Source organism: Aestuariivirga sp. (assembly GCF_037139295.1).
Classification (GTDB): Bacteria; Pseudomonadota; Alphaproteobacteria; order Rhizobiales; family Aestuariivirgaceae; genus Aestuariivirga.
In genome coordinates this window covers 1-25,005 of record NZ_JBAXGR010000055.1, presented here as the reverse complement: position 1 = coordinate 25,005, position 25,005 = coordinate 1, and the positions used below count along the sequence as shown (strand labels likewise).

At 64.0% G+C, this 25,005-nt stretch carries 28 protein-coding genes and 2 tRNA genes; 17 read left to right on the top strand and 13 right to left on the bottom strand.

All coding sequences use genetic code 11. The features are described 5' to 3' along the window. Window positions 1–9: 9 nt before the first annotated feature. The 5 genes from WCJ41_RS13950 to hemC all read right to left on the bottom strand — a co-directional run bounded on the left by WCJ41_RS13950 (window position 10) and on the right by hemC (window position 4,467). A tRNA-Thr gene (locus WCJ41_RS13950) sits at window positions 10–85 on the bottom strand. 65 nt (window positions 86–150) lie between these two features. Then, the gene (locus WCJ41_RS13945) at window positions 151–1,635 is read right to left on the bottom strand and encodes a heme biosynthesis HemY N-terminal domain-containing protein (protein ID WP_336906441.1); all 1,485 of its coding nucleotides are present in this window, start codon (window positions 1,633–1,635) and stop codon (window positions 151–153) included. Beyond that, complete coding sequence (locus WCJ41_RS13940) at window positions 1,632–2,834, bottom strand: hypothetical protein (protein ID WP_336906440.1); 1,203 nt, start codon at window positions 2,832–2,834, stop codon at window positions 1,632–1,634. Before WCJ41_RS13940 ends, WCJ41_RS13945 begins: the two co-directional genes overlap by 4 nt. Before the next feature lie 20 nt (window positions 2,835–2,854). Next, a complete protein-coding gene (locus WCJ41_RS13935; RefSeq protein WP_336906439.1) occupies window positions 2,855–3,541 on the bottom strand; it encodes a uroporphyrinogen-III synthase in 687 nt (228 codons plus the stop codon). An 11-nt stretch (window positions 3,542–3,552) separates the two neighbouring features. Beyond that, a complete protein-coding gene (gene hemC / locus WCJ41_RS13930; protein WP_336906438.1) occupies window positions 3,553–4,467 on the bottom strand; it encodes a hydroxymethylbilane synthase in 915 nt (304 codons plus the stop codon). A gap of 490 nt (window positions 4,468–4,957) precedes the next feature. On the opposite strand from hemC, the gene tsaD reads away from it, so the two are divergent. From tsaD to WCJ41_RS13905, 5 genes are read left to right on the top strand one after another with little or no spacing between them, the layout of a single operon-like run. Next, window positions 4,958–6,049, top strand: a complete 1,092-nt coding sequence (gene tsaD, locus WCJ41_RS13925; RefSeq protein WP_336906437.1) for a tRNA (adenosine(37)-N6)-threonylcarbamoyltransferase complex transferase subunit TsaD — start codon at window positions 4,958–4,960, stop codon at window positions 6,047–6,049. Next, window positions 6,046–6,966, top strand: a complete 921-nt coding sequence (locus tag WCJ41_RS13920; RefSeq protein ID WP_336906436.1) for an NAD(P)H-dependent glycerol-3-phosphate dehydrogenase — start codon at window positions 6,046–6,048, stop codon at window positions 6,964–6,966. The genes tsaD and WCJ41_RS13920 overlap by 4 nt, the downstream gene beginning before the upstream one ends. A 3-nt stretch (window positions 6,967–6,969) precedes the next feature. Beyond that, on the top strand, window positions 6,970–7,260 hold the full coding sequence (locus tag WCJ41_RS13915) for a YciI-like protein (RefSeq protein WP_336906435.1): 291 nt from the start codon (window positions 6,970–6,972) through the stop codon (window positions 7,258–7,260). Next, window positions 7,260–7,682: an EVE domain-containing protein gene (locus WCJ41_RS13910; RefSeq protein WP_336906434.1), complete on the top strand. Its 423-nt coding sequence runs from the start codon at window positions 7,260–7,262 to the stop codon at window positions 7,680–7,682. Before WCJ41_RS13915 ends, WCJ41_RS13910 begins: the two co-directional genes overlap by 1 nt. 44 nt (window positions 7,683–7,726) lie before the next feature. Then, the gene (locus WCJ41_RS13905; RefSeq protein ID WP_336906442.1) at window positions 7,727–8,338 is read left to right on the top strand and encodes a methyltransferase; all 612 of its coding nucleotides are present in this window, start codon (window positions 7,727–7,729) and stop codon (window positions 8,336–8,338) included. On the opposite strand, the gene WCJ41_RS13900 is transcribed toward WCJ41_RS13905, so the two are convergent. Continuing rightward, complete coding sequence (locus WCJ41_RS13900) at window positions 8,298–9,188, bottom strand: hypothetical protein (RefSeq protein WP_336906433.1); 891 nt, start codon at window positions 9,186–9,188, stop codon at window positions 8,298–8,300. The genes WCJ41_RS13905 and WCJ41_RS13900 overlap by 41 nt on opposite strands. A gap of 90 nt (window positions 9,189–9,278) precedes the next feature. On the opposite strand from WCJ41_RS13900, the gene acs reads away from it, so the two are divergent. Continuing rightward, the gene (acs, locus tag WCJ41_RS13895; protein WP_336906432.1) at window positions 9,279–11,222 is read left to right on the top strand and encodes an acetate--CoA ligase; all 1,944 of its coding nucleotides are present in this window, start codon (window positions 9,279–9,281) and stop codon (window positions 11,220–11,222) included. 426 nt (window positions 11,223–11,648) lie between these two features. On the opposite strand, the gene WCJ41_RS13890 is transcribed toward acs, so the two are convergent. Then, window positions 11,649–12,053 carry a hypothetical protein gene (locus tag WCJ41_RS13890; RefSeq protein WP_336906431.1) on the bottom strand — a complete coding sequence of 135 codons (405 nt, stop codon included), beginning with the start codon at window positions 12,051–12,053 and terminating at the stop codon, window positions 11,649–11,651. Window positions 12,054–12,182: 129 nt separating this feature from the next. Here WCJ41_RS13890 and WCJ41_RS13885 point away from each other — a divergent pair, with 129 nt between their 5' ends. Genes WCJ41_RS13885 through WCJ41_RS13875 form a run of 3 tightly spaced genes read left to right on the top strand, consistent with a single transcriptional unit; the run spans window position 12,183 to window position 12,847 of the window. Continuing rightward, the gene (locus tag WCJ41_RS13885) at window positions 12,183–12,371 is read left to right on the top strand and encodes a hypothetical protein (RefSeq protein WP_336906430.1); all 189 of its coding nucleotides are present in this window, start codon (window positions 12,183–12,185) and stop codon (window positions 12,369–12,371) included. After that, window positions 12,368–12,631, top strand: coding sequence for a DUF1488 domain-containing protein (locus WCJ41_RS13880; protein WP_336906429.1), 264 nt, complete (start codon window positions 12,368–12,370; stop codon window positions 12,629–12,631). The genes WCJ41_RS13885 and WCJ41_RS13880 overlap by 4 nt, the downstream gene beginning before the upstream one ends. 3 nt (window positions 12,632–12,634) lie before the next feature. Beyond that, window positions 12,635–12,847 carry a hypothetical protein gene (locus WCJ41_RS13875; RefSeq protein WP_336906428.1) on the top strand — a complete coding sequence of 71 codons (213 nt, stop codon included), beginning with the start codon at window positions 12,635–12,637 and terminating at the stop codon, window positions 12,845–12,847. A gap of 21 nt (window positions 12,848–12,868) precedes the next feature. On the opposite strand, the gene WCJ41_RS13870 is transcribed toward WCJ41_RS13875, so the two are convergent. The 3 genes from WCJ41_RS13870 to WCJ41_RS13860 all read right to left on the bottom strand — a co-directional run bounded on the left by WCJ41_RS13870 (window position 12,869) and on the right by WCJ41_RS13860 (window position 13,659). Beyond that, window positions 12,869–13,093, bottom strand: a complete 225-nt coding sequence (locus WCJ41_RS13870; RefSeq protein WP_336906427.1) for a hypothetical protein — start codon at window positions 13,091–13,093, stop codon at window positions 12,869–12,871. 223 nt (window positions 13,094–13,316) lie between these two features. After that, window positions 13,317–13,427, bottom strand: a complete 111-nt coding sequence (locus WCJ41_RS13865; protein WP_336906426.1) for a DUF1328 family protein — start codon at window positions 13,425–13,427, stop codon at window positions 13,317–13,319. Window positions 13,428–13,455: 28 nt separating this feature from the next. Next, window positions 13,456–13,659 (bottom strand): CsbD family protein, encoded by a 204-nt coding sequence (locus WCJ41_RS13860; protein ID WP_336906425.1) that lies wholly within the window; start codon window positions 13,657–13,659, stop codon window positions 13,456–13,458. A gap of 214 nt (window positions 13,660–13,873) precedes the next feature. On the opposite strand from WCJ41_RS13860, the gene WCJ41_RS13855 reads away from it, so the two are divergent. Then, window positions 13,874–14,530 (top strand): L,D-transpeptidase, encoded by a 657-nt coding sequence (locus WCJ41_RS13855; protein WP_336906424.1) that lies wholly within the window; start codon window positions 13,874–13,876, stop codon window positions 14,528–14,530. A 14-nt stretch (window positions 14,531–14,544) separates the two neighbouring features. Here WCJ41_RS13855 and trxC read toward each other — a convergent pair whose 3' ends face one another. Continuing rightward, the gene (trxC, locus tag WCJ41_RS13850; protein ID WP_336906423.1) at window positions 14,545–14,976 is read right to left on the bottom strand and encodes a thioredoxin TrxC; all 432 of its coding nucleotides are present in this window, start codon (window positions 14,974–14,976) and stop codon (window positions 14,545–14,547) included. Between the two features lie 164 nt (window positions 14,977–15,140). Here trxC and sdhC point away from each other — a divergent pair, with 164 nt between their 5' ends. The 6 genes from sdhC to WCJ41_RS13820 all read left to right on the top strand — a co-directional run bounded on the left by sdhC (window position 15,141) and on the right by WCJ41_RS13820 (window position 22,360). After that, a complete protein-coding gene (gene sdhC, locus WCJ41_RS13845) occupies window positions 15,141–15,536 on the top strand; it encodes a succinate dehydrogenase, cytochrome b556 subunit (protein WP_336906422.1) in 396 nt (131 codons plus the stop codon). Continuing rightward, window positions 15,536–15,916, top strand: coding sequence for a succinate dehydrogenase, hydrophobic membrane anchor protein (sdhD, locus tag WCJ41_RS13840; protein WP_336906421.1), 381 nt, complete (start codon window positions 15,536–15,538; stop codon window positions 15,914–15,916). Before sdhC ends, sdhD begins: the two co-directional genes overlap by 1 nt. Then, window positions 15,916–17,757 (top strand): succinate dehydrogenase flavoprotein subunit, encoded by a 1,842-nt coding sequence (gene sdhA / locus WCJ41_RS13835; protein WP_336906420.1) that lies wholly within the window; start codon window positions 15,916–15,918, stop codon window positions 17,755–17,757. Before sdhD ends, sdhA begins: the two co-directional genes overlap by 1 nt. Window positions 17,758–17,769: 12 nt before the next feature. Next, the gene (locus WCJ41_RS13830; RefSeq protein WP_336906419.1) at window positions 17,770–18,546 is read left to right on the top strand and encodes a succinate dehydrogenase iron-sulfur subunit; all 777 of its coding nucleotides are present in this window, start codon (window positions 17,770–17,772) and stop codon (window positions 18,544–18,546) included. A 290-nt stretch (window positions 18,547–18,836) separates the two neighbouring features. Then, complete coding sequence (gene acnA, locus WCJ41_RS13825) at window positions 18,837–21,536, top strand: aconitate hydratase AcnA (protein WP_336906418.1); 2,700 nt, start codon at window positions 18,837–18,839, stop codon at window positions 21,534–21,536. 80 nt (window positions 21,537–21,616) lie between these two features. Continuing rightward, complete coding sequence (locus tag WCJ41_RS13820; protein ID WP_336906417.1) at window positions 21,617–22,360, top strand: DUF1223 domain-containing protein; 744 nt, start codon at window positions 21,617–21,619, stop codon at window positions 22,358–22,360. 255 nt (window positions 22,361–22,615) lie between these two features. On the opposite strand, the gene WCJ41_RS13815 is transcribed toward WCJ41_RS13820, so the two are convergent. After that, window positions 22,616–23,299, bottom strand: a complete 684-nt coding sequence (locus WCJ41_RS13815) for a hypothetical protein (RefSeq protein WP_336906416.1) — start codon at window positions 23,297–23,299, stop codon at window positions 22,616–22,618. Between the two features lie 109 nt (window positions 23,300–23,408). Further along, window positions 23,409–24,446 carry an aspartate-semialdehyde dehydrogenase gene (locus tag WCJ41_RS13810; protein WP_336906415.1) on the bottom strand — a complete coding sequence of 346 codons (1,038 nt, stop codon included), beginning with the start codon at window positions 24,444–24,446 and terminating at the stop codon, window positions 23,409–23,411. Between the two features lie 366 nt (window positions 24,447–24,812). On the opposite strand from WCJ41_RS13810, the gene WCJ41_RS13805 reads away from it, so the two are divergent. Beyond that, window positions 24,813–24,902: transfer RNA gene (locus tag WCJ41_RS13805), tRNA-Ser, on the top strand. The last annotated feature ends 103 nt before the right edge of the window (window positions 24,903–25,005 follow it).

The following is a 25,005-nucleotide window of genomic DNA, read 5'->3' as shown; positions in this document are numbered from 1 at the left end:
TAGGAGAACTGGTGCCGCTTAGGTGACTCGAACACCTGACCCCCGCATTACGAATGCGGTGCTCTACCAACTGAGCTAAAGCGGCCTGCCAGACGGCGCGGGGTATAGGGTATTTCAGGCGGCCCCGCAACCGGTTCGCGGGTGGAAATTTCAGCCCTCGGCGGGGCGCGAGCGGCCTGTCGGCATGTCGAAATCCTCCGGCAGACCGGGGTCGTCGGGCGGGCGCTGGGGCTGGACCATTTTCGGGGCCTCCAGCGTGCGTGGCTCGGCCTCTGCCTTCGGGGCCGCGATCGCCTCGACGGCCTCAACGGCCATGGGCCTGTCGGCCTCCAGCTGCTCGGGCATCTCGAAGGGCGCCTTCCATTCACACGGCACGATCTCGCCCGAAACGGGCGACACCGGCGTCCAGCGCGGGCTCGCCACACCGTCGGACACCCAGATCGGGTCCCGCGGTGCGGTCAGCGCGCGGGCCAGCCATTCACGTGCCCGGCCCTTGTCGCCCTGGGCGTCCTCGATGTCGGCCATCAGCGCGCAGACGCGGGCCTGCGGACGGTCGTCCACATAGGGCTTCAGTGCATCGCGCGCCATGTCCCAGCGCTGGGCACGAACGGCGGCGCGGGCGAGTGCCACAGCCCCTTCGAGGCCACCCCCATCGTCTCGAACGCGGCCTTCCTTGAGCAGCTCGCGCACGCGGTCGAGCCGCGCGTCGGGCCCGTCTCCGGGGATGAGATAGGCCTGCACCTCCGCCAGTTCCGGGTGGGGCGACAGGACCCAGGTTTCCTTCAGGATCTTGGAGGCCTTGCGGGTCGAGGCCTGGCTCACCAGCACGCGCGCCATCACCGCCGCGGCGGGCACAAGTGCCGGGTCCAGCTTGTGGGCGCGCTGCGCGAATTCCAGCGCGCGCGACTTGTCGCTGTCTTCGAGCTGCAGGGCTTCCGCCGCCAGCATCGCCGCCTGCTTGCGCAGGCCCTCGGCCTGGGGGATGAGGCCGGACTTGGTCTGCTGCACCAGCGTGGCCGTCGCCGCATTCCAGTCCTTGGCACCTGACTGCAGCTGCAGCACGGCGGTGGACGCCCAGTTGAGCCGCGGGTTCAGCGCCAGCGCGCGCTCGGCATGGCGGCGTGCGGCGCCAACATCGCCCGACTGGCGCGCCTCGGAGAACAAGCCGCGCAGCCCCAGTGCTTCTGTGTCGGGCGACTTGGTCATCTCCTCGAAGATGCGCTTCACCTGGGCGCGGTCGCCCTTGAGCTGTGCGGCCTGCGCGGCCAGCACATTCACCAGCGGTTCGTCGGCAAGGGCGTTCGATGCGATGGCCGCATGCTTGGCCGCGGCGGCCGCGTCGCCCGCACCCGCTGCGATGATGCCGCGCGAGAGTGATTCATAGCCCTTGCGGTTCTTGCGGAAGGAGTACCACCGCCCCACCGCCTGCGGGCTGCCCCACAGCCGGCGGAACAGGCTCCACAGGAACCAGATGGCGACGACAGCCAGCAGCGCCAGCACCACGCCGGCGATGAAGCTCATCTGGATTTCGCGGCCGAGCCAGCGAATGGTCAGCGTGCCGGGCCGGTCAGCCAGCCAGGCAAAACCCGCGGCCAGTGCAACGAGAAGCAGGAAACGCCACAGCAGCTTGATCATTGTGCCGCTCCGCCGCTGGCCGCAATCTGCCGCAGCACCGCCTCGGAAACCTGCGCGACGGCCGTCTCGAGCTTGAGGCGCGCTGCGGCCCGCACGGCCCACTGCGTCAGCGCCATGGGCTTGTCGCCTTCGCCCGCGTCGATCACGCCGATGGCCTGCGTCAGGTCGCCCGCCTCGGCGAAGGCCGCAGCCTTCTCGGCCACCTGTGGCCAGTCGGTGTCGCCGATGGGGCGGATGGAGATGAAGCCCGAGAGCGACTTCATCACCGTGCCGAAATAGCTGTTGTCCTCGGCGGCCGGGGCTTCCGCCTGCGGCAGGGCAGGGATGGCAGCGCGCAGTTCGGCAGCAAGCCCCTGTGCATCCGGCACGCCCTCGGCGGCATCGGCAGCCACCACATCGAGGCCCGAGGCCGCAGGCACCATGCGCGCGATGCGCTCATATTCGGATTGGAAAGATGTTCCCGCCGCCACCTTGGCCTTCAGGTCGGACAAGGCTTGAGAGAGTGCCGCAGTCGTGCCGGCCTGCGCCGTGGCGCCTGAGCCCGCCTTGAGGCTCGCGACGTCCTTCTCCAGCGCATCGATGCGCTGGCCGAGTGCGGCCAGCACCGCCGCATCGGCGGGGCTCGCGGCACCACCTGAGGTGGCCGTGGCCGGAGCGGAAGACATCGACTTGCGCAGCGCATCGAGGTCGGCGCGTGCGGCCTTGAGCTGGTCTGCGAGGCTCGCTGTCTGCTGGTCTGCCTGATCAAGCTTTGCGCCAATGTCGCTGGTCTGTGCCGCAGCGGCCTTCACGGCATCGGCTGCCTGTGCCGCTGCATCCGTGGCTGAGGCCGCAGCCTGCGCCGCGGCGTCGGCGCCCTGCTTCACGGCGGCGATCTGGCCGGCGAGGTCGGTGTTGTTCTGCTCCAGCGCCGCCACCTGGTTCTTCAGCGCCGTCATCTCGTTCGACGGCAGGTAGCTCGACAGCACGCCGCGATAGAGCCAGCCGCCGCCCAGCGCGCCAAGGATCAGCGCCGCGATGATCCAGGTCGATGCCCCGCGCGATTTTTTGCGCGGCGGTGGCGTGAAGGCTTGCGCCGTATCCTCGCGCATCTCTTCTGCCGCGGCCGAGGCCGTGGAGTCGGTTTCGCTGCGGATCTCCTCTGCTTCGAGGTCGATCACCTGAGGTTTCGCGCCGGTATCGTCGTGCTGATTGCTCATGCCTAAAGGACCTAAAGGGTTCACGCCGTTTGTTCAAGAAGCTCAAGAATTGCGGCTTCATCGGGGCTGGCCGAAACCGCCGTATTCCAGCCGTCCGGCAGGGCGGCTGCGACATTGCGCGACAGGCAGAGGTGGCGCACCGGTGCGGCTTTCGCCGCCAGTCCGGCACCCTCCACCAGCCCGCGCCAGATCTTGGCACTGCGGGGCGAATAGAGCAGCACGGCGTCGAGGCCCCCGGTATCGAGCTCTCGGGCAATCGCGCCCAGCGTCTCGGCGGGTGCCGCATCATAAAGCGCCACGCGACGGCAGTCGAAACCGGCGGCCTTCAACTGTCCCTCGAGGTCGCCCGCCGTCTCGGCGCCAGAGAGGTAAAGGATCGGCCCCGCCTTCGGGTCGAGCTCGGCGCGGATGAAGGCGGCAAGCCCGTTCACGTCGCCGCCATGCGCCTCCGCCATGAAGCCCGCAGCTTGCGCGGCCTTCAGCGACTGCGGCCCGACCGTCAGTGTACGGAAGGACGTGAGGCCGTGGGCTTTTGGCAGCGCGCGGATGCCGTTGGCGCTGGTCGCTGCAATAGCCTGCCAGCGAAGGTCGGGAATGGCAACGCCGTCACGTGGGCGGATGCTCAGCAGCGGCACCATCACAACCTCATGGCCCATCGCCTCGAGCTTGGCGGTGAGCGGCCCCGCATCCTCCTCGGGCCTGGTCACGGCAACGCGCATCAGAAGGCGATGAGGCTGCCGCCCTCGGCCTTCACCTGCTCGCCTGCCTCGCGGCCCATCCGCGCGGCATCGGCAGGCGCTCCGGCGCGCGTCGTCTCGAAGCAGTGCACGCCGTCCAGCGTCAGCGCATGGCCGCGGAATTTCACCACGCCATTGTCGATCACCGCATGGCCCGCCAGCGGCGTCCGGCAGGAGCCGTCGAGTGCCGCAAGGAAGGCCCGCTCGCAATTCACCGCGGTTGCCGAAGGCTCATGGTTGATGGCGGCCAGCAGCTCGCGCGTCTTGGCGTCGTCCTCGCGCGTCTCGATGCCGATGCAGCCTTGCGCCACGGCAGGCAGCATGACTTCGGTCGGAACCAGCGAGGCGATCTTGTCGGCAAGGCCCAGCCGCTTCAGGCCGGCAGCGGCAAGGAAGGTCGCCATCGCCACGCCCTCGTCCAGCTTCTTCAACCGCGTTTCCACATTGCCGCGGAACTGGATGACGTCGATGTCGGGCCTGAGCCGCTTCAGCTGCGCGCCCCTTCGCACCGAGGAGGAGCCGACAACGGCCCCCTTGGGAAGGTCATCGATGGTCTTCGCCACCGGGCTCAGGAAAGCGTCGCGCACGTCCTCGCGCGGCAGGAGCGCGGCCATGATCAGCCCGTCCGGCAGCCGCGCCGGCATGTCCTTCATGGAGTGGACGGCCAGGTGGATCTCCCGCGCAAACAGCGCCTCCTCGATCTCCTTGGTGAACAGCCCCTTGCCGCCGATCTCCGACAAGGGCCGGTCACGGATGCGGTCGCCGGTGGTGGTGATCACCACGATCTCGATGTCCTCGTCCGAGTATCCATGCGCGGCCTTCAGCCGGCTCTTCGTCTCATTGGCCTGGTAGAGGGCGAGGGGGGAGCCACGGGTCCCGATCTTCAGCTTCGGCATGGGCAGGTCTGTTCCGGCTTAAGCGAATGATCTGACAGTCTTAGCTGTAAACTTCGGTGGCGTCACCCCCGCGCCGGACTGGATATCTCCGCCCGCTCGTCAGCAACCCCTCACCTCGTCGCACCCACCCCTCATCTTGCGCGGACTTGATCCGCGCATCTTCTTACTCGCAGCGCAAAGAGCACCCCCGGATCAAGCCCGGGGGAGGCGATCAGCAACGGTTGCCACCCCGGGAAAGCTTCACTTGCCAACAGTTGAACATATTCCCATTGCGCAACAAAATAGCGCAATGCTCAAAGACGACGTTTAGAAGCGTTGCGCAATAAAATGTCGCAACGAAACGCAGTTGCACGCGCCCGGCCAAACCCGTGTCTACGGCGGCATCGCCTTTGCAACCGAAACGGCATCCATCCGCAACATGCAGGGACGCGTTTTGCAACACTCCGGCGCCTGAGTTGATTTCCCGCCCCATTGCCTGCAAGTACACCGCATGACCAGCCGCACCCTCATCCTCGGCATAGAGACCTCCTGCGACGAGACGGCCGCCGCCGTCGTCGCGCGGGACGGGGAAGGGCGGGGCGAAATCCTGTCCAACGTGGTGCTGTCCCAGCTCAAGGACCACGCGCCCTATGGCGGCGTGGTGCCTGAGATCGCGGCCCGGGCGCATGTCACCCATCTGGACCGTCTGATCGCCCAGGCGATGGCCGAAGCAGGCTTGAATTACAATGACTTGGACGGCGTTGCCGCCACCGCCGGGCCGGGGCTTCTGGGCGGTGTCATCGTCGGCCTCACCATGGCCAAGGCCATTGCGCTGGCGGCTGATAAGCCCCTGATCGCCGTCAATCATCTGGAAGGCCATGCGCTCACGGCGCGGCTGCTGCAGGACGTCGAATTCCCCTACCTCCTGCTGCTGATTTCCGGCGGCCATACCCAGTTTCAAGTCGTTGAAGGCGTTGGCAAATATCACCGCCTCGGCACAACAATCGATGACGCGCTGGGCGAGGCCTTCGACAAGGTGGCGAAGCTCTTGGGCCTCGGCTATCCCGGCGGCCCCCAGGTCGAGTCACTGGCGCGGCGCGGCAACCCGCAGCGCTTCGATTTTCCCCGGCCGCTGAAGGGGCGGAAAGACTGTAACTTCTCGTTTTCAGGGCTGAAAACGGCGGTGCGCGAGGTGGTCAACGACCTCGGCACCTTGAGCGATCAGGACGTGGCCGACGTCTGCGCCAGTTTCGAGGCGGCGGTGGCGGAGACCATGGCCGACCGGCTGAAGATGGCCGTTCACCTGTTCCGCGCCGCGCACCCGGACGTCCGGAACCCCGCGCTGATCGTGGCGGGTGGCGTCGCCGCCAACCAGAAGCTCAAGGCGGTGTTCGAGCAGGCAGCAGCGCTTCACGGACTGCAACTCATTGTTCCGCCAGCCAAACTCTGCACCGACAATGCGGCGATGATCGCCTGGGCCGGGGCCGAGCGGTTGGCGCTGGGGCTCACCGATGGTCTGGGCGCCCCCGCCCGCGCACGCTGGCCGCTCGATGCCGCGCAGGCCCCGGTCTATGGCTCCGGCAAGCTCGGGGGCAAGGCATGAGGATCGGCGTCCTCGGGGCCGGCGCATGGGGTTCGGCGCTCGCCCATGTGGCGCGGGCGGCGGGGCACGAGGTTCAGGTCTGGTCCCGCGGAATGGCTCTGGAGCCGCTTCAGGAGGCCCAGGGGCTGATCCTGGCTGTTCCAGCACAGGGGGTACGTGCGGTCTTGTCGGGCCTGAAATCAATCGTTACGAACGTGAATAAAAGCCTATTGCCCCTGATCATCAGCGCCAAGGGCATCGAGCAGGGCACCGGCCTGTTCATGAACGAGGTGGTGGCTGAGGTGCTCCCCGCCGCCGAGCCCATGGTGCTCTCCGGCCCGTCCTTCGCGGCGGACGTGATGAAGGGCCTGCCCACCGCCGTCGTCATGGCCGCGCAAGACATTGCAGACGCGCGCCATTGGGCCGAGACGCTGTCCCTGCCGCATTTCAGGATTTATGCCTCCGATGATGTGAAGGGTGTCGAGATTGGTGGCGCGCTCAAGAACGTTCTCGCCATTGCCTGCGGCATTTCCGACGGCCGGGGCCTGGGCGACAGTGCCCGCGCCGCGCTGACCACGCGCGGCTTTGCCGAACTCACGAGATTCGCTGCGAAATTTGGTGCGAAGCCCGAAACGCTGATGGGCCTGTCAGGCCTCGGCGATCTGCTGCTCACCTGCTCCTCGCGCCAGTCGCGAAACTATTCCTTCGGTCACGCGCTGGGCGAAGGGAAAACGGTTGAACAGGCGCTCGCCCAATCGCGCGGCGTGGTCGAGGGTGCTGCCACCGTGAGGATCGCGCAGGCGCTGGCCCGCCGGCACGGCGTGGACATGCCGATTGTGGATGCCGTCCACGCCATCGTTGACGAGGGCCGTGCACCCGACCAAGAAATCGCCAGGCTTCTCTCGCGGCCATTGGGGCCGGAAATCAGACAAGGATAGATCATGCTCTTCGCACTGCTCTGCACCGACAAGCCCGACAGCGTGGACCTGCGCATGTCGGTGCGCCCCGATCACCTCAAGTATCTGGAAAGCCTTGGCACTTCGCTGAAGGCCGCGGGGCCCTTCACCACCGATGAGGGCTCGCCCACCGGCAGTCTCGTCATCATCGAGGCGACTGATCGTGCCGCCGCGAAGACGATGGCGGAGAACGATCCCTATGCAAAGGCAGGGCTTTTTGCCTCAGTCGAGATCAAGCCGTGGAAGTGGCTCATCAAGAACCCGGAGACCAGGTGATGGCGAATTACTGGCTGTTCAAGTCGGAGCCCGACACCTGGTCCTGGGATCAGCAGAAGGCCAAGGGCAAGGCGGGCGAAGAGTGGACCGGGGTGCGCAACTACCAGGCCCGCAACTTCATGCGGACCATGAAGCTCGGTGAGAAGGGTTTCTTCTACCACTCCAACGAGGGCCGCGAGGTCGTCGGCATCGTCGAGGTCTGCACGCTGGCGCACAAGGATTCCACTGCAGATGTCGATACTTGGGAGTGCGTGGACATCCGCGCCGTGGCCGACGTGCCGCGCCATGTGACGCTCGATGAAATCAAGGCCGATCCGAAGCTCAAGGGCATGGTGCTGGTGACCAATTCCAGGCTCTCGGTGCAGCCCGTTTCGGAAGCCGAATTCAAGCACATCTGCAAGCTCGGCGGCGCCAGGATTTGACGATCATCGACCGCGCGCAATTCATCCGCGCCAACACGAGCCTGATGGCCCCGCCGCTGGTGCCAGAAGTGCAATTATATCTGGCACATGAAGCGGTTCCGCTGTGGCAGAAGACCGAGGAAGAGCTTGAGCAACTGGGTCTGCCGCCGCCCTTCTGGGCCTTCGCCTGGGCGGGTGGGCAGGCGCTGGCCCGACATGTTCTGGACCATCCGCATCTGGTCGCGGGCAAGCGCGTGATCGACCTCGCCTCGGGCTCCGGCCTCGTCGGCATCGCCGCCATGAAGGCCGGTGCGGCCCGTGTTCTCGCCGCAGACATCGATGGCTTTTCCGTCGAAGCCATTGCCATCAATGCGGAAATCAATGGCGTTTCGCTCACAGTCACCAACCGCGATCTGCTGGAGCAACCGGCAGATGGCTGCGATGTGATACTCGTCGGCGATCTCTTCTACGAGAAGGGATTGGCCACAAAGGTCTTCGCCTGGCTCGAGGACGCCGAGGGCAGGGGCATCACCACCCTCATCGGCGACCCGGGCCGCAGCTACCTGCCGCGCGACAAGCTGACCAAGCTGGGCGAATACAAGGTGCAGGTGACGCGCGACCTGGAGGACGTCGAGGTCAAGCTGACGTCGGTCTGGCGGCTGAGCCGGTATTGTTGAGATAGAGCGCGCCCATCAGCATGGCGAGCGACACGAAGAGCCAGATATCGGCCCCGCCATAGAAGGCCAGCGCAATGACCACTGCGGCGGGGGTGGAGAGATAGACCGCCTGCACGGTGAAGACGGCACCCTTTTCCTGGATGAGGGTGAAGAAGGCGATGCGCTCCAGCGTCCACATTCCGCAGGCCAGCAGCAACGTCCAGTAGGCGCTGAGCGGCAGCTGGTCGGGTGACCAGGGCGGGGCGAGGAGCAGCAGGAACGGGATGGCAAGCAGGCCCGACCATGTTGATTCTGCGACACCCGCCGCCATCGGGTGGCAGCCGTGCGGCCACCAGGCCGCCGCGAAGAAGTTGTAGGCCGAATAGAGAATGGGCAATGAAAACGTAGCGATAAGCCACCACGAAAAATCGCCCGAGAGCATGCCCTGGCGGGTGATGACGAGGATGGCGGTAGAGACGAAACCCAGCAGGATCGCCGCCAGCCGCCGAGGGGCCGCGTTCTCGCGTCTCGTGGCCAGCGCCACCAGGTAGTTGACGATGGGCGCTGTGGAAATGATCAGCGCCATCTCGGTGGGGGGCACGTGGCGGGCGAAGAACAGGCCCATCGCGAAGGGTACGTTCATCAGCACCGCGCAGCCCAGCCCGAAGATATGCAGCTTTTTTCCGCCGATCCAGTCGATGCCGCGCAGCTGGCAGATCAGCGCCAGCGCGGCAGCGACGCCGATGCCGGTCAGGACGATGACGTGCGACACCGGCATGCCCAGCACGCCCCAATACCTGTAAAGGCTGGGGGAAACCCCCCAGAACAGGCCGAGGGTGATGAACAGGCTGAGGTGCCGGGGGGTCGTCATTGCCTGCTCCTTAGACAGGAGTCTCATTGCAGGCTATAGAACCAGGGGTCAAAACAGCCTTAAATCTGCATGTCTGGGAGGAATGCGCCTATGTCGGAGAAAGTCTATCCCGTCCCCGCTTCGTGGAAGAAGACCGCCTATGTGGACGATGCCGGCTACAAGAAAATGTATGCCGAATCGATCAAGGACCCGGCCAAGTTCTGGGCCAAGCATGCCAAGCGGCTGGACTGGTTCAAGGCCCCCAAGAAGATCAAGAACACGACCTATGCCTACCCCAAGGTCTCGATCAAGTGGTACGAGGACGGCGTCCTCAACGTTTCCTATAACTGCATCGACCGCCACCTGAAGAAGCGCGGCGACCAGGTGGCGATCATCTGGGAAGGCGACGACCCCTACTACGACAAGAAGATCACCTACAACGAGCTCTATGAGAACGTCTGCCGCTTCGCCAACGTGTTGAAAAAGCACGGCGTTAAGAAGGGCGACTGCGTCACCATCTACCTGCCCATGATCCCCGAGGCGGCCTATGCCATGCTGGCCTGCACGCGCATTGGCGCCGTGCACTCGATCGTGTTCGGCGGCTTCTCGCCGGATTCGCTGGCGAGCCGCATCAACGACGCCAATTCCAAGATGATCATCACCGCTGATGAAGTCATGCGCGGTGGCCGCAAGGTGCCGCTGAAGGCCAATTGCGATGACGCGCTGAAGCGCTGCGCGGGCAATGAAAAAGTGGTCGTGGTGCGCCGTACCGGCGGCCAGGTGGCGATGGCCTCCGGCCGCGACATCTGGTACCACGAAGAGGCCGCCACCGTTCCGGCCGAGTGCAAGCCTGAGAAGATGAAGGCGGAAGACCCGCTGTTCATCCTCTACACCTCGGGCTCCACCGGCAAGCCGAAGGGCGTTCTGCACACCACCGGCGGCTATCTCGTCTATGCGGCGATGACCCACCAGTATGTCTTCGACTACCATGACGGCGACATCTACTGGTGCACGGCGGATGTGGGCTGGGTGACCGGCCACAGCTACATCGTCTATGGTCCGCTGGCCAATGGCGCGACGACGCTGATGTTCGAGGGCGTGCCCAACTATCCGTCGAACTCCCGCTTCTGGGAGGTGATCGACAAGCACAAGGTCAACATCTTCTACACCGCCCCCACCGCCATCCGCGCGCTGATGGGTGCGGGCGAGGGGCCCGTCGCCAAGACCTCGCGCAAGTCCCTGAGATTGCTGGGTTCCGTGGGCGAGCCGATCAATCCCGAGGCCTGGGAATGGTACCACCGCGTGGTGGGCGACGAACGCTGCCCGATCGTCGACACCTGGTGGCAGACCGAAACCGGCGGCATCCTGATCACGCCGCTCCCTGGCGCCACCAAGCTGAAGCCCGGTTCGGCCACCCGTCCCTTCTTTGGCATCCAGCCTGGTCTGGTTGACGACAAGGGCGTTATCCTCGAGGGCGCCACGTCTGGCAACCTCGTGATCCTCGACTCCTGGCCGGGCCAGATGCGCACCGTGTTCGGCGACCACGACCGATTCGTGCAGACCTATTTCTCGACCTATAAGGGCATGTATTTCACCGGCGACGGCTGCAAGCGGGACAAGGACGGCTACTACTGGATCACCGGCCGCGTCGACGACGTGATCAACGTGTCCGGCCACCGCCTGGGGACGGCGGAAGTCGAATCGGCACTGGTCGCGCATCCCAAGGTTTCGGAGGCCGCCGTGGTGGGTTACCCCCATGATATCAAGGGCCAGGGCATCTATTGCTACGTCACCCTGATGGCCGGCGAGGCGGGCGACGACGAACTCCGCAAGGATCTCGTGGCTCAGGTCCGCAAGGAGATCGGCCCGCTGGCGACGCCCGACAAGATCCAGTTCGCGCCGGGCCTGCCCAAGACGCGCTCCGGCAAGATCATGCGTCGCATCCTGCGCAAGATCGCCGAGGATGATTTTGGCGCCCTTGGCGACACCTCCACACTGGCCGATCCGTCGGTCGTCGACGACCTGATCGAGAAGCGCCAGAACAAGCGCGGCTGATCAATTTCCATGCAATGCGAACGGGCGGGAGGAGCAATCCTTCCGCCCTTTGCGTTCGAAGCGCATCCGTACACAGATGGCTTTTACTGGCCTTTGTCATGCCCCGCAGGTTGCGGACTTGAAATAACCTGAATCCGGGATGCAGTGCGAATGCCTGCGGCCGAAAGGCCCTGCAAGAGTTCGACATAGCTTTTGGGCCCGCTAAGGCGCATGGTGGCGGGTGCGGCTGCCGCGAACTTGGCCCTGCGAGATGAACTCACGATCGACAGAGAGGACTTCCGAGATGGCCAAGGGTCAACAGAAGAGCAACCGCGAGAAGAAGAAGCCGAAGCAGGAAAAGGTGAAACCTGCCGCCGTCTCGTCCTTCACCACGCCGAAGTCGTTCGGCGGCAAGAAATAGCCCAACGCCCTTCGAACGGCGCAGCCTCAGTCCCAGGCGCGCAGGTTCATGGCCTTCAGATATTTGCCGAGCGTCTCCCGATCACCCGGCTGGTCGCCGAGGCCTTTCTTCACTTCCGGCTCCAGGATCAGATCGAGCCGATCCTCGCAGGCGACGCAGAGCGTGGGGCAGGCCGGCGCTTCGGCAAAGCTGCCATCAGGCGCCAGCACCACATCGACGGTGATCTCGCCCACATTGCAGCGCGGGCAAGTGGCCCCATAACTGGCCACCACACCGTCCTGCGCCTTGAGCAGGAAGGTGACAGCGACCTCGGTCGTCCGTGTATCGTTCTTGATGGCGACCGCGGTGCGGAAGTCCGTGGCTGGAATGTTCATCTTCTCCGTGAAGGACGGAGGGGCAGGCGCTGCTGGCATGGAGGGTTCTTTCGTCACGGTGGCGAATCCTAGCATGCCTCGCTCCGATTGTGGGGCAAATCGATGCCCGCCTATGCGGCCGAATCCAATCATGTGTTGTGCAGCCCGTTCGCTGCCACCATCTAAGTTCAAGCAAAGGAACATCAGTTGAGAAAAGACACGTCCCCCAAGAAGCCGCGCTCGACGGCGCAGATCGAGCATGACGCGGAAATCGCCGCGCGCGTCAGGCTCACCGCCTCGCTGCGCGAGCAGCGCCTGAAGCGCGATGCCGAGCTCGCCGCCTCGGGCGTGGTGGAAGCACCGCCCAAGCGCGCGGCGCGGAAGAAGGCCCAATGACGCTGCAATTTCCGAACATCAGCCGCAGTTTCGATACGACGCGTGGCTGCGTGCGCTTTGCAGGCTATGACCATACGCGCGAGGTGGCCTTCTTCATCGAGGCGGACGCCGTGCGCCGCGTTGACGGCGGCAACCTACCCGACACGGACGCGCTGCTGTTTGCCTTCGACCGCCATCGCGACAGAATCTGCACCGCGGCGGGCAAGGCCTATGGCAAGCGCAACGAAGGCTCCTACACCCTCACCACCAAGGATTTCTGAAGCATGGCCATGGATGCTGCAACGATCGACCTCGCGGCCATCGGCCGGCTGGCCAAGGCGATGGCCTTCATTGCAGGCGAGACCGACCCGACCACGCTTGCCCTGCGCAAGGCCGCCGAAACCCAGGCCGACGCCGACATCAAGAAGGCGCGGCTTGCATTCCTGGCGCTGAAGCCGGGAACCCGTGCTGCCGCCTTCGCCTTCCTGCAGGACTGACGACTGGCAGACCGCGGTCGTTCAGTCTGGGTGGGTCAGATCCGCCACGGGACGCGCGCGGGCTTCCAACACCTCCTCGTCGGCAAGCGACGATGCCTCGGCCACCGCCGAGAGCATCAGCAGACGCTCGGTGACGCCCATCAGCAATTTGGCGGCCTCGGTGTCTTCCTCGCGCATCGCCTTGCGGACGGCGTTTATCATGAGCTGCAGACGCTGCAGCTCGGAGATGAGCTCGATGCTGGCCATGTTCATTGCCCCATTGCCGCAGGGATAAGCCCCTCAGGCCGGAACGCCGGAAGCATGCAATGCCGCGTGCGGACATCGATCAGCTGCTTGGCGTCCGGTCCATACGGCTCAATCACTACGCAGCATTCCGGATCTGGATCGCTCGCCGTGTGGGGTATCCGACAGAAATCGAAGTGCCCCGGGCTTGCAGACCCGTGGCACGCTTCTGGTTGCGCTTCTCAGATCATGTCCGGCGAAGCTGGCTGCCGGCAACGCCACCAAAGCCGAGCAGGGCGGCAACCAGCGCGACCAGAAGGAACATGATGGCCCAGTGCAGAAGATTGGAGAAATTCATTTTTGATCCATCCTGATGCTGAAGGGGGTTACCACTTCTGCGCGCTGTACCAAGTGTCGACGTCCTTGCGGATCTGGTCGGCGGCGTAGCCGTAACGTTCCTGCAGCTTGCCCTCGAGCTGCTCGCGGCGGCCATTGATGACGTCAAGATCATCGTCAGTCAGCTTGCCACGGTTCGCCTTGACGGCGCCCTTGACCTGCTTCCAGCTACCTTCAACACGATTCCAGTCCATGGGCGCCTCTTTTGGCGGATGATTATGCTTCTGAACGGCGGAGCTGATACCGGATGGCAAGACCGGGCGCTGTTCCATATTGCTCATGCTGCACTTCTCGGAGGCATATGCATCCGACACGTCTAGCCGTGCCCACTGCTCACCGATGTTTGTGTTGCAGGGGCGGGCAGGCTGCGTCTAGAAGGCCGCTGAAATTCGGTGCAGGGGACGTGACTTGAAGAGACGTGAATTGCTGTCGATGCTGGGGTTGGCCATGCTGGGACTGCCCGTTCTGAGCCAACAGGCGCTGGCCACCGCCAGCGAGGACATCCTGGCCCAACCGAAGCCGCCGGTGAAGAAGAAGCAGGTTGCCAGGAAGCCCGCCACCAAGACCAAGAACAAGCAGGCAACGGCCAAGAACCGCATCAAGTACAAGGGCCGCGAGGTGGTGGATTTCGCCTCGCCCGAGAAGCCGGGCACCATCATCATCAGCACCAGGGAGCGCGCCCTCTATCAGGTGATGCCGGATGGCAGTGCGATGCGCTATCTGGTTGCGGTGGGCAAGGAGGGCTTCTCATGGTCTGGCACGGCGCGTGTCGGCATGAAGCGCGAGAACCCCAAGTGGACGCCGCCGCCTGAAATGATCGCCCGAACGCCGAAATACGCCAAGTGGCGCAACGGCATGCCGGGCGGCATCCCCGAGAACCCGCTGGGCCCGCGGGCCATGTACCTGTTCAACCAGAAGGGTGACACGGGCTTTCGCATCCACGGCACCAACGCGCCGTCCTCCATCGGCACGGCCGCCTCCTCAGGCTGCATCCGCATGCTGAACCCGGAAGTGGTGGAGCTGTTCGAGGTGACGCCGGTTGGAACGAAGGTGATCGTTCAGTAGGCCGCGCGGGAGCCTTACCCCCGCCCCGCGTCCCTGACCCATTGCACGATCTGGCCGGCTGGCATGGCGCCGGACTGGCGGGCGACCTCCTTGCCGTCCTTGAACAGGATCATGGTGGGAATCGAGCGGATGCCGTGGGCGGCGGCCTGGGCGGGGGCGGCCTCGGTGTCCAGCTTGGCGAATCGGACGGCTGGTTCCATGGCCTGGGCGGCCTTTTTGAACTCCGGCGCCATCGTCTTGCAGGGGCCGCACCAGTCGGCCCAGAAATCCACCACCACAGGTATGCCATTTCGGGTGATCGCCTTGTCGAAGCTGGCGGCCGTCAGTTCCGCCGGCTGGCCTGAAAACAAAGGCTGGTGGCATTTGCCGCAGCGGGCTTCATGTGCTGGTTTATCAGGCGGCACGCGGTTCACGGCGGCACAGGCGGGGCAGACGATGTCGGTCATGAAATCCTCAATCAGCTGTTATAGCCATGTGGGGGTTGCGGCTCATGCCTACCATGATCTGCGTCAAGCCGTCTCAAGGGCAACCCGGCCTATGCCTTTCGGCGTAATTGCGATACTTCAGCGCACAATGTACAAATCTCTTCCGGGAACGGGAAAAAGGCAACATGGCAGATACCAGGAACGCAGGGCGCCCTCTCTCGCCGCACCTGCAGGTCTACAAAAAGTCGCTGACGATGACATTGTCCATCGTCCACCGCATCACCGGCGTGGCGCTGTCGGCGGGCACTTTGCTGCTCGTCTGGTGGCTGACCGCCGCTGCCACCTCTGACCAATACTTCGATTTCGTGCAGAGCGTCTTCGGTAGCTGGATTGGAAAGCCGGTGCTGTTCGGCTTCACCTGGGCATTGATCCACCACACGCTGGGCGGCATCCGCCACCTGGTGTGGGACACGGGCCACGGCTTCGACCTCAAGGACGTGGAAATGGGTGCCAAGCTGACGCTGGCCGGTTCCATCATCCTCACCGTAATCGTGTGGGCCATCGCCCTGGGAGTGTCGTGATGCTGAAGAAGACCCCTCTCGGGCAGGTGCTGGGCCTCGGCTCCGCCAAGGCCGGCACCGAACACTGGTGGCACCAGCGCGTGACGGCGATCGCCGGCATTCCGCTCGTCATCTTCCTCGTCGGCTACCTGCTCGTCCACCGTGGCGCCTCACGCGCCGATATCGTGGCGAGCATGCACAATCCCTTCGTGGCGATCCTCATGGGGCTCACCATCGCCAACCTCGTGTGGCACATGCGGTTGGGCCTGCAGGTGGTGATCGAGGACTATGTGCACACCGACCACACCAAATATGCCCTGCTCCTGCTCAACACCTTCTTCGCGGTGGTGATGGCGGTGGCCGGGCTTTATGCAATCCTCAAGATGAGCATCGGACTCTGATGGCTGCTGTCGAAACCAAGAAGAAGGCCCCGAAGAGCTTCTCGATCGGGGACCGCACCTATCCGGTGACGGATCACACCTTTGATGTCGTCGTGGTGGGTGCCGGCGGCGCTGGCCTTCGCGCAGCACTTGGCGCCTCGCAGGCGGGCCTGCGCACCGCCTGCATCTCCAAGGTGTTCCCCACGCGCTCGCACACGGTGGCGGCACAGGGCGGCATCGCGGCGTCTCTCGCCAACATGGGTGCTGATGACTGGCGCTGGCACATGTATGACACCGTGAAGGGGGCCGACTGGCTGGGCGACCAGGACGCCATCGAATACCTCTGCCGCAATGCTCCCACCGCCGTTTATGAGCTCGAGCACTTCGGCATGCCCTTCTCGCGCACCGAAGAGGGCAAGATCTATCAGCGCCCCTTCGGCGGCCACATGATGAACTTCGGCGACGGCCCGCCGGTGCAGCGCACCTGTGCCGCCGCCGACCGCACCGGCCACGCCATGCTGCACACGCTCTATGGCCAGTCGCTGCGCTATTCGACCGAGTTCTTCATCGAGTATTTCGCGCTCGATCTGATCATGGAGAACGGCGCGTGCCGTGGTGTCGTCGCCATGTGCATGGAAGACGGCTCTATCCACCGCTTCCGCGCGCATGAGACGATCCTGGCGACCGGCGGCTATGGCCGCGCCTATTTCTCCGCCACGTCTGCCCACACCTGCACGGGTGACGGCAATGCCATGGTGCTGCGCGCTGGCCTTCCCTGCCAGGACATGGAATTCGTGCAGTTCCACCCCACCGGCATCTATGGCGCGGGCTGCCTGATCACCGAGGGTGCGCGTGGCGAGGGGGGCTACCTCACCAACAGCCAGGGCGAGCGCTTCATGGAGCGCTATGCACCTTCCGCCAAGGACCTCGCTTCGCGCGACGTGGTCTCGCGCTCGATGACCATCGAGATCCGCGAGGGCCGTGGCGTGGGCGAGAACAAGGATCACATTCACCTGCACCTCGAGCACCTTGACCCCAAGGTGCTGCATGAGCGGCTTCCCGGCATTTCCGAGTCGGCGAAGATATTTGCCGGTGTCGACGTGACGCGCGAGCCGATCCCGATTCTGCCGACGGTTCACTACAACATGGGTGGCATCCCGACGAACTATCACGGCGAGGTTCTGGCGGGTGACTCCGCGAGCCCCGAGAAGACGGTGCCCGGCCTGATGGCAGTGGGAGAGGCGGCCTGCGTGTCCGTCCATGGCGCCAATCGTCTGGGCTCCAACTCGCTGATTGACCTCGTGGTGTTCGGCCGGGCGGCGGCGCTCCGCTGTGTGGAACTCGTCAAGCCCAACTCTCCGCATGCGGATCTTCCGGCGGATGCGGGCGAAATGTCCGTCTCTCGCCTCGATCACTATCGCTTCGCCAATGGCAAGATGTCGACGGCGGAACTGCGCGCCCGCATGCAGAAGACCATGCAGGAGGACGCTGCTGTGTTCCGCACCGGCGAGACGCTTGAGCAGGGCGTGAAGCGCCTCAACGACGTGTGGAAAGACATCGACGACATCAAGGTCACCGACCATTCGCTGGTCTGGAACAGCGACCTGATCGAGACGCTGGAGTTCGAGAACCTCATCCTGCAGGCGGCGGCAACGGTGGTGAGTGCCGAAGCGCGCCAGGAGAGCCGCGGCGCACATGCGCGCGAGGACTTCCCCAGCCGCGACGATGCCAACTGGATGAAGCATTCGCTGGTGTGGACCGACAGGGACAAGAAGTCGGTGAGGCTGGGCTACCGCCCGGTGCACGACTACACCATGTCGAGCGACATCGACTACATCAAGCCCAAGGCGCGCGTTTACTAGGCGGACCCAGACATGGCCGAATTCACACTTCCCAAGAACTCCAAAGTCCAGCAGGGCAAGACCTGGCCGAAGCCGCAAGGCAAGCGGCTGAAGGACTTCAAGATCTATCGCTGGAACCCCGATGACGGGCAGAACCCGCACATCGACACCTATACGCTCGACATGGACAAGTGCGGGCCGATGGTGCTGGACGCGCTGATAAAGATCAAGAACGAGCAAGACCCGACGCTGACCTTTAGGCGTTCGTGCCGCGAGGGCATCTGCGGCTCGTGTGCCATGAACATCGACGGCACCAACACGCTCGCCTGCCTCAAGTCCTGCGACGAGGTGAAGGGTGACGTGAAGATCTACCCGCTGCCGCATATGCCGGTGGTGAAGGACCTTGTTCCGGACCTCACCCGCTTCTATGCCCAGCACCGCGCCATCGAGCCCTGGCTGAAGACGGTGACGCCGGAGCCGCAGGCCGAGTGGCGGCAGTACCCGGATGACCGCCGGAAGCTGGACGGCCTCTACGAGTGCATCCTGTGCGCCTGCTGCTCGACTTCTTGCCCCAGCTACTGGTGGAACGGCGACCGCTATCTTGGCCCCGCAGCCCTGCTGCAGGCCTATCGCTGGCTCATCGATTCGCGCGATGAGGGCACGGGCGAGCGGCTGGACAATCTGGAAGACCCGTTCCGCCTCTACCGCTGCCACACCATCATGAACTGCGCCAAGACCTGCCCCAAGGGGCTGAACCCGGCCAAGGCCATCGCCAACATCAAGAAGATGATGGTGGAGCGGCGGGTTTAAGGCCTGTTTTCCGCTCGAATTTCATTATGGCGGGACTCGTCCCTGCCATCTTGCTTTGAGGTGGCACCACGACCTAACGCCCGTCATCCCAGCGAAAGCTGGGACCCAGTTTTCCACAAGCTCCTGCGGCCAAAGCTGGGCCCCAGCTTTCGCTGGGGTGACGGAAACAGGGCACCGTCATCGACCAGCCATCAACGCCACTTATGGCTTCCGCCCTTGGTTCAACTGGTGCCGCAACGACAAAGCGATTAGAACGGCGCCATCCACCCTTTTTCAGCAAGAGGCCCCCGATGTCGCTCGACAGCTTCAAGTGCCGCAAGACCCTCAAGGTCGGCGCCAAGACCTATACCTATTTCAGCCTGAAGGCCGCGGAGAAGAACGGCCTGAAGGGCATTTCCAAGCTTCCCTATTCGCTCAAGGTGCTGCTCGAGAACCTGCTGCGCTTCGAGGATGGCCGGTCGGTGACCAAGGGCGACATCGAGGCCATCGCCAAGTGGGTGAAGAACCGGGGCAAGGACGAGAAGGAAATCGCCTTCCGCCCGGCCCGCGTGCTGATGCAGGACTTCACCGGCGTTCCGGCGGTGGTCGACCTCGCCGCCATGCGCGACGCGATGAAGGGCCTGGGCAAGGACCCGAAGAAGATCAATCCGCTGGCCCCCGTCGACCTCGTCATCGACCATTCGGTCATGGTGGACTTCTTCGCCAACTCGAAGGCGTTCAAGAACAACGTGAACCTCGAGTATGACCGCAACGGCGAGCGTTACACCTTCCTCAAGTGGGGGCAGGGTGCCTTCGACAATTTCCGCGTCGTGCCGCCCGGCACCGGCATCTGCCACCAGGTGAACCTCGAATACCTCGCCAAGACGGTGTGGACCAAGACCGAGAAGGTGAAGGGCAAGACCGTCACCTATGCCTACCCTGACACGCTCGTCGGCACCGATTCGCACACCACCATGGTGAACGGCCTTGCCGTTCTCGGCTGGGGCGTGGGCGGCATCGAGGCCGAGGCCGCGATGCTGGGCCAGCCCATTTCCATGCTGATCCCGGAAGTCATCGGCTTCCGCCTCGACGGCAAGCTGCCGGAAGGCACCACTGCCACCGACCTCGTGCTCACCGTGACGCAGATGCTGCGCAAGAAGGGTGTCGTCGGCAAGTTCGTGGAGTTCTATGGCCCGGGCCTGGCGCACCTGTCGCTCGAGGACATGGCGACGATTGCCAACATGGCGCCGGAATATGGCGCGACCTGTGGCTTCTTCCCGATCAATGCCGAGACCATCGGCTACCTGAAGGGCACGGCGCGTGCCTCCGCCCAGGTGGCCCTCGTCGAGAAATATGCCAAGGCGCAGGACATGTTCTGGACGCCGAAGGCCGAGGAGCCCGTGTTCTCCGATACGCTGGCACTGAACCTCGCCTCCGTGGTGCCGTCCATGGCGGGCCCCAAGCGCCCGCAGGACCGTGTGGAACTCACCAATGCCGCGCCGGACTTCGCCAGGGTGATGGCGGATGAATTCAAGAAGGCCGGTGAACTTTCCAAGCGTTTCAAGGTGGAGAACGCCAACTTCGATCTCGGCCACGGCGACGTGGTGATCGCGGCGATCACGTCGTGCACCAACACCTCGAACCCTTCCGTGATGATCGGCGCGGGCCTGCTCGCCCGCAACGCGGTGAAGGCAGGCATCACGGTGAAGCCGTGGGTGAAGACGTCGCTCGCACCAGGCTCTCAGGTTGTCACCGAGTATCTCGACTCGTCGGGCCTGCAGAAGGACCTCGACAAGATCGGCTTCAACCTGGTGGGCTATGGCTGCACAACCTGCATCGGCAACTCCGGACCGCTGCCCGAGAACGTCTCGGACTCGATCAAGAAGAACGACCTCGTGGCCGCCGCGGTGCTGTCCGGCAACCGCAACTTCGAAGGCCGCGTGAACCCCGACGTGCGCGCCAATTACCTCGCTTCGCCGCCGCTGGTTGTGGCCTACGCGCTGGCCGGCTCCCTGAACGTCGACCTGACGAAGGACCCCATCGGCCACGACAAGAAGGGCAAGCCCGTCTACCTCAAGGACATCTGGCCCACCTCCAAGGACATCGCCGCCGCCGTGCGCAAGAACGTCACGCGCAAGGCCTATGCATCTCGCTACAAGGACGTGTTCAAGGGCGACAAGCACTGGCGCTCGATCAAGGTCACCAAGGGCATGAACTATGCATGGGACCAGAAGAGCACCTATGTGGCGAACCCGCCCTATTTCGAGGGCTTGTCGATGACGCCGGCTCCGGTGAAGGACGTCGAGAATGCCCGCATCCTCGGTCTCTTCCTCGACTCGATCACCACCGACCACATCTCGCCCGCAGGTGACATCAAGGCGGCCTCGCCCGCCGGTGCCTATCTCAACTCGCGCGGCGTGGAGAAGCTCGACTTCAACAGCTACGGCGCGCGCCGAGGTCACCACGAGGTGATGATGCGCGGCACCTTTGCCAACATTCGCATCAAGAACCAGATGGTGCCGGGTGTGGAAGGTGGTGTCACCAAGCACTACCCGGGCGGCGAGACCATGCCGATCTATGACGCGGCGATGGACTATGCCAAGGAAGGCACCCCGCTCGTCATCTTCGCCGGCAAGGAATATGGCACCGGTTCGTCGCGCGACTGGGCGGCAAAGGGCACGAGGCTTCTCGGCGTGCGCGCCGTGGTGGCCCAGAGCTTCGAGCGCATCCACCGCTCCAATCTGATCGGCATGGGTGTGGTTCCGCTGCAATTCCGTGATGGCGAGAGCTGGCAGACACTGGGCCTGAAGGGCGACGAGACCATCACCATCAAGGGTCTGGCCGACGGCCTCAAGCCGCGCGCCGCAATGGAAGTGGAGATCACCCGCGCAGATGGCTCCAAGGCCACCGCACAGGTGCTCTGCCGCATCGATACGCTGGACGAGCTGGACTACTACAAGAACGGTGGCATCATGCCATATGTTCTGCGCAACCTCGCCAAGGCGGGCTGAATCCAGCCCAAACGCATTCGTGATTGACCCGGCAAGGCTCGTGTGTGGAACTTACGGGCCTTTCGGTTCATAAAGTTAGAATGCCCAAGTTGATTGCCATGAGTCGGCGCCAGTGCCTTGCCCTTGGGGCGGGGGCTGGCATGTCGCTGCTGGCGAGCTCAGCGTGTGCCGCTGACCCTATCGACGCGGTGGCGGAGCTATTTTCGAGTCAAGGCTGCAACTCCTGCCCGCCGGCTGACAAGTTGCTGGGCGAGCTGCGCGACATGCATGGTGTGCTGGCGCTGACTTTCCACGTCGACTACTGGGACTATCTCGGCTGGAAGGATACACTGGGCGCCGCCGACTTCTCGCAGCGCCAATATGACTATGCCAAGGCGCGCGGCGACACGGACGTCTACACCCCGCAGATGATCGTCAACGGCGAAAAGCACATGGTGGGCAGCCAGCGCTCCGAGGTCGTCGCCGTGCTGGAGCAGTCACGCATCAAGACATGGCCGGTTCCGGTGAGCATTGGCGACACAGGGAAGGAATTGGTGATCGAGATGGGTGCCGGTGCCGGCGAGGCGACGCTCTGGGTGATGCCCATCCTCGACCACGTGAGCGTGAAGATCGAGCGGGGCGAGATGGCTGGCCGCGAGGTGACCTACACCAACGTGGTGCGCAAGCTGATGCCCGCCGCCATGTGGACGGGCGCGGCCATGAAGCTGTCGTTGCCTAGGGAAAGCCTGCTGACGCCCGATGCCACCGGCTGCGTGGCGCTATTGCAGAGGGACAAGCTGGGGCCAATTCTTGGCGCTGCCGCCTGGGGGCGCGTGACGAGCTGATCGCTCTCTTGTTTCCACCTCCACCTTTCGGAGGAGAGGGCAGGGTGAGGGGGCAATGCCGCTCGGGGATTGCGACATCGTTCTCGCGTCACCACCCCCTCACCCTTCCCTCTCGCGTACGGGGAGAGGAAGCCTCGTGTTCTCATGCCGCGCATCGCATCAGTTCGCCGCGCGTCTCGATCGGAAAAGCCTAGAGGCCTTCGACTGGAAATAATGTGATTTGCATCACAGTTTCTGCTCGTTGTAACGAAAGCTTCAGGCGGCAACGAAGTTTCCCGGGCCCAGCAGCGGGCGGAAGATAGCATCCAGTGAGCCTGCATAGCGGGTTGGCTCCATGTGGTGCTGCAACACACTGAGCAGGGCTTCGATCTCCGCCGACGACAATCCGGGCAGCAGCCGCCGGGTAAGGAGCTGGAGATGACCTTGCGGCAGGTCGCCGAAGCTGCGGCCCTCGATCATCCGCAGGTCATCGTCGCCAAGGGTCTGATGCAGCGCGGTGAGGAGCATGGTCTCGTCCTCGTCCATGCGCTCCATGTCGGCTGCGACATAGAGCGCGAAGCAGCGGTAGATGCTGCGCCCGGCCGGCCGCCGCCGTTGCGGTGCCGCAACGTTGACGGCGCGCACCAGCGATTCAAGCTCGCGGAGGGCGGTGAGATGGCTCAGATGGTCTTCGCAGGTGGTTGCGGCCACCTCCAGCCCATGCGCGGCGAGCGTCGCGAGCAACGCCTCCTGCCGGGCTTCCGCCACGGCTCGATAGAGGTCGAGCTGCTGCACCAGCCGCAACAGCAGCCGGGCCGCGGCCGGGTCATCATTGAAATCCTGCGCTCCCAGCTCCAGCAGCATGCGGCAATGGCCGAAGCGCAGCGCCTTGTGAAGCAGGCGGAAGGGGTTGTGCCGTGTCTCGTCCGGCATGCACTTGGTAAGCCTGGGGTAGGGCAAGATGCGGGCTCCTCTGCCGGTGTTACTCACCTGCAGGCTGCCAGCACCCAAGAAAAAAGGATGTGACCGGGATCACATCCTTGTTCCGTTCGCTGAATATCAGGAGGGCTCAGGCGGCCTTCTTGATCAATCCGCGATTGATGAGGCTTTCGGCGATCTGCACGGCATTCAATGCCGCTCCCTTGCGCAGATTGTCGGAGACAACCCACAGGTTGAGGCCGTTGTCGATCGTCGCGTCCTCGCGGATGCGCGAGATGAAGGTGGCGAAGTCCCCCACACACTCGACCGGCGTCACGTAGCCGCCGTCCTCGCGCTTGTCGACCACCATGCAGCCTGGTGCCTCGCGCAGGATCTCGCGCGCCTCCTCGGCCGAGATCGGCGTCTCGAACTCGATGTTCACGGCCTCCGAATGGCCCACGAACACCGGCACGCGCACGCAGGTCGCAGTGAGCTTGATCTTGGGGTCGAGGATCTTCTTGGTCTCGGCCATCATCTTCCACTCTTCCTTCGTGTCACCTGAATCCATGAACACGTCGATGTGGGGGATGACGTTGAAGGCGATCTGCTTGGTGAACTTCTTGGGCGTAGGCGAATCCGTGACGAAAATGCCCTTGGTCTGGTTCCAAAGCTCGTCGAGGCCTTCCTTGCCGGCACCCGACACCGACTGATAGGTGGCCACCACCACGCGCTTGATCTTTGCCACATCATGCAACGGCTTCAGCACCACGACGAGCTGTGCCGTCGAGCAATTGGGGTTGGCGATGATGTTGCGGCGGTTAGGGCGCGCCATATATTCGGTGAGCGCGTTGGCGTTCACTTCCGGAACGATCAGCGGCACCTCGGGGTCGTAACGCCAGCAGGATGAGTTGTCGATCACGATGCAGCCGGTGGTGCCGATCTTCGGCGACCATTCCTTCGACACGGCGGAGCCTGCTGACATCAGGCAGAAATCGACCTTGGAGAAATCGAACTGTTCGAGGTCCTGGCACTTCAGCGTACGTTCGCCGAAGGACACTTCGACGCCCATCGACTTGCGCGAGGCGATGGCGTGCACCTCGTCAACCGGAAACTGCCGCTCCTCGAGGATCGACAGCATTTCGCGGCCCACATTGCCCGTGGCACCAACGACCGCAACCTTGTAACCCATGTTCTTGTCTCCTGAATAAGCCGTCCAACCCGTCCCCCGCGAGCACCTTGGCTCCGCTTTCGGGCAAAAGGGGGTTCAGCCTTCCACCCCCGCGGGGGAAGGCCGGGGGAGAAGGCTCACGCCGTTTTGGTGGTTTTCGCGCGTTTCACGGACACGGACAGGCCAGCGCGTCCCGCGGTCGCGGCGCACCCAAATCCAGTGATGGCGGCAAAAAGGGCCATGTCCTGCCTGTTCGTGATCGTGCGGGGTTCTAACCACCGCTGCCGCCCAAGTCAACCTGTGGGAAAATGGGCCGAAAAGGGGGTTGGCAGCAGGCCCCCACTCGGCTATCTAGCCCACCGCGATCCACTGGCAACCCTGTAATGCGGAGAGGTGGCAGAGTGGTCGATCGCGCCGCACTCGAAATGCGGAGTACGGGTGACCGTACCGGGGGTTCGAATCCCTCCCTCTCCGCCATTGGTTGTTTCTAAATATCAGTAATAACAGACTTATTGAATGCTTATAGTATTCTTGGCCTAGCGGATGGCCTATCCTGTGTCATTGCTCGGTCGCTCTGGCT

Excerpts from the sequence above, each read along its gene's own strand:
- WCJ41_RS13900 (WP_336906433.1), bottom strand. The coding sequence starts at position 9,188 with ATGACGACCCCCCGGCACCTCAGCCTGTTCATCACCCTCGGCCTGTTC.
- WCJ41_RS13940 (WP_336906440.1), bottom strand. The coding sequence starts at position 2,834 with ATGAGCAATCAGCACGACGATACCGGCGCGAAACCTCAGGTGATCGAC.
- acs (WP_336906432.1), top strand. The coding sequence starts at position 9,279 with ATGTCGGAGAAAGTCTATCCCGTCCCCGCTTCGTGGAAGAAGACCGCC.
- trxC (WP_336906423.1), bottom strand. The coding sequence starts at position 14,976 with ATGACCGACATCGTCTGCCCCGCCTGTGCCGCCGTGAACCGCGTGCCG.
- WCJ41_RS13910 (WP_336906434.1), top strand. The coding sequence starts at position 7,260 with ATGGCGAATTACTGGCTGTTCAAGTCGGAGCCCGACACCTGGTCCTGG.
- WCJ41_RS13945 (WP_336906441.1), bottom strand. The coding sequence starts at position 1,635 with ATGATCAAGCTGCTGTGGCGTTTCCTGCTTCTCGTTGCACTGGCCGCG.
- WCJ41_RS13810 (WP_336906415.1), bottom strand. The coding sequence starts at position 24,446 with ATGGGTTACAAGGTTGCGGTCGTTGGTGCCACGGGCAATGTGGGCCGC.
- acnA (WP_336906418.1), top strand. The coding sequence starts at position 18,837 with ATGTCGCTCGACAGCTTCAAGTGCCGCAAGACCCTCAAGGTCGGCGCC.
- sdhC (WP_336906422.1), top strand. The coding sequence starts at position 15,141 with ATGGCAGATACCAGGAACGCAGGGCGCCCTCTCTCGCCGCACCTGCAG.
- WCJ41_RS13820 (WP_336906417.1), top strand. The coding sequence starts at position 21,617 with ATGCCCAAGTTGATTGCCATGAGTCGGCGCCAGTGCCTTGCCCTTGGG.
- WCJ41_RS13875 (WP_336906428.1), top strand. The coding sequence starts at position 12,635 with ATGGCCATGGATGCTGCAACGATCGACCTCGCGGCCATCGGCCGGCTG.
- WCJ41_RS13905 (WP_336906442.1), top strand. The coding sequence starts at position 7,727 with ATGGCCCCGCCGCTGGTGCCAGAAGTGCAATTATATCTGGCACATGAA.
- WCJ41_RS13830 (WP_336906419.1), top strand. The coding sequence starts at position 17,770 with ATGGCCGAATTCACACTTCCCAAGAACTCCAAAGTCCAGCAGGGCAAG.
- sdhA (WP_336906420.1), top strand. The coding sequence starts at position 15,916 with ATGGCTGCTGTCGAAACCAAGAAGAAGGCCCCGAAGAGCTTCTCGATC.
- hemC (WP_336906438.1), bottom strand. The coding sequence starts at position 4,467 with ATGCCGAAGCTGAAGATCGGGACCCGTGGCTCCCCCCTCGCCCTCTAC.
- WCJ41_RS13865 (WP_336906426.1), bottom strand. The coding sequence starts at position 13,427 with ATGAATTTCTCCAATCTTCTGCACTGGGCCATCATGTTCCTTCTGGTC.
- WCJ41_RS13915 (WP_336906435.1), top strand. The coding sequence starts at position 6,970 with ATGCTCTTCGCACTGCTCTGCACCGACAAGCCCGACAGCGTGGACCTG.
- sdhD (WP_336906421.1), top strand. The coding sequence starts at position 15,536 with ATGCTGAAGAAGACCCCTCTCGGGCAGGTGCTGGGCCTCGGCTCCGCC.
- WCJ41_RS13860 (WP_336906425.1), bottom strand. The coding sequence starts at position 13,659 with ATGGACTGGAATCGTGTTGAAGGTAGCTGGAAGCAGGTCAAGGGCGCC.
- WCJ41_RS13880 (WP_336906429.1), top strand. The coding sequence starts at position 12,368 with ATGACGCTGCAATTTCCGAACATCAGCCGCAGTTTCGATACGACGCGT.
- tsaD (WP_336906437.1), top strand. The coding sequence starts at position 4,958 with ATGACCAGCCGCACCCTCATCCTCGGCATAGAGACCTCCTGCGACGAG.
- WCJ41_RS13870 (WP_336906427.1), bottom strand. The coding sequence starts at position 13,093 with ATGGCCAGCATCGAGCTCATCTCCGAGCTGCAGCGTCTGCAGCTCATG.
- WCJ41_RS13920 (WP_336906436.1), top strand. The coding sequence starts at position 6,046 with ATGAGGATCGGCGTCCTCGGGGCCGGCGCATGGGGTTCGGCGCTCGCC.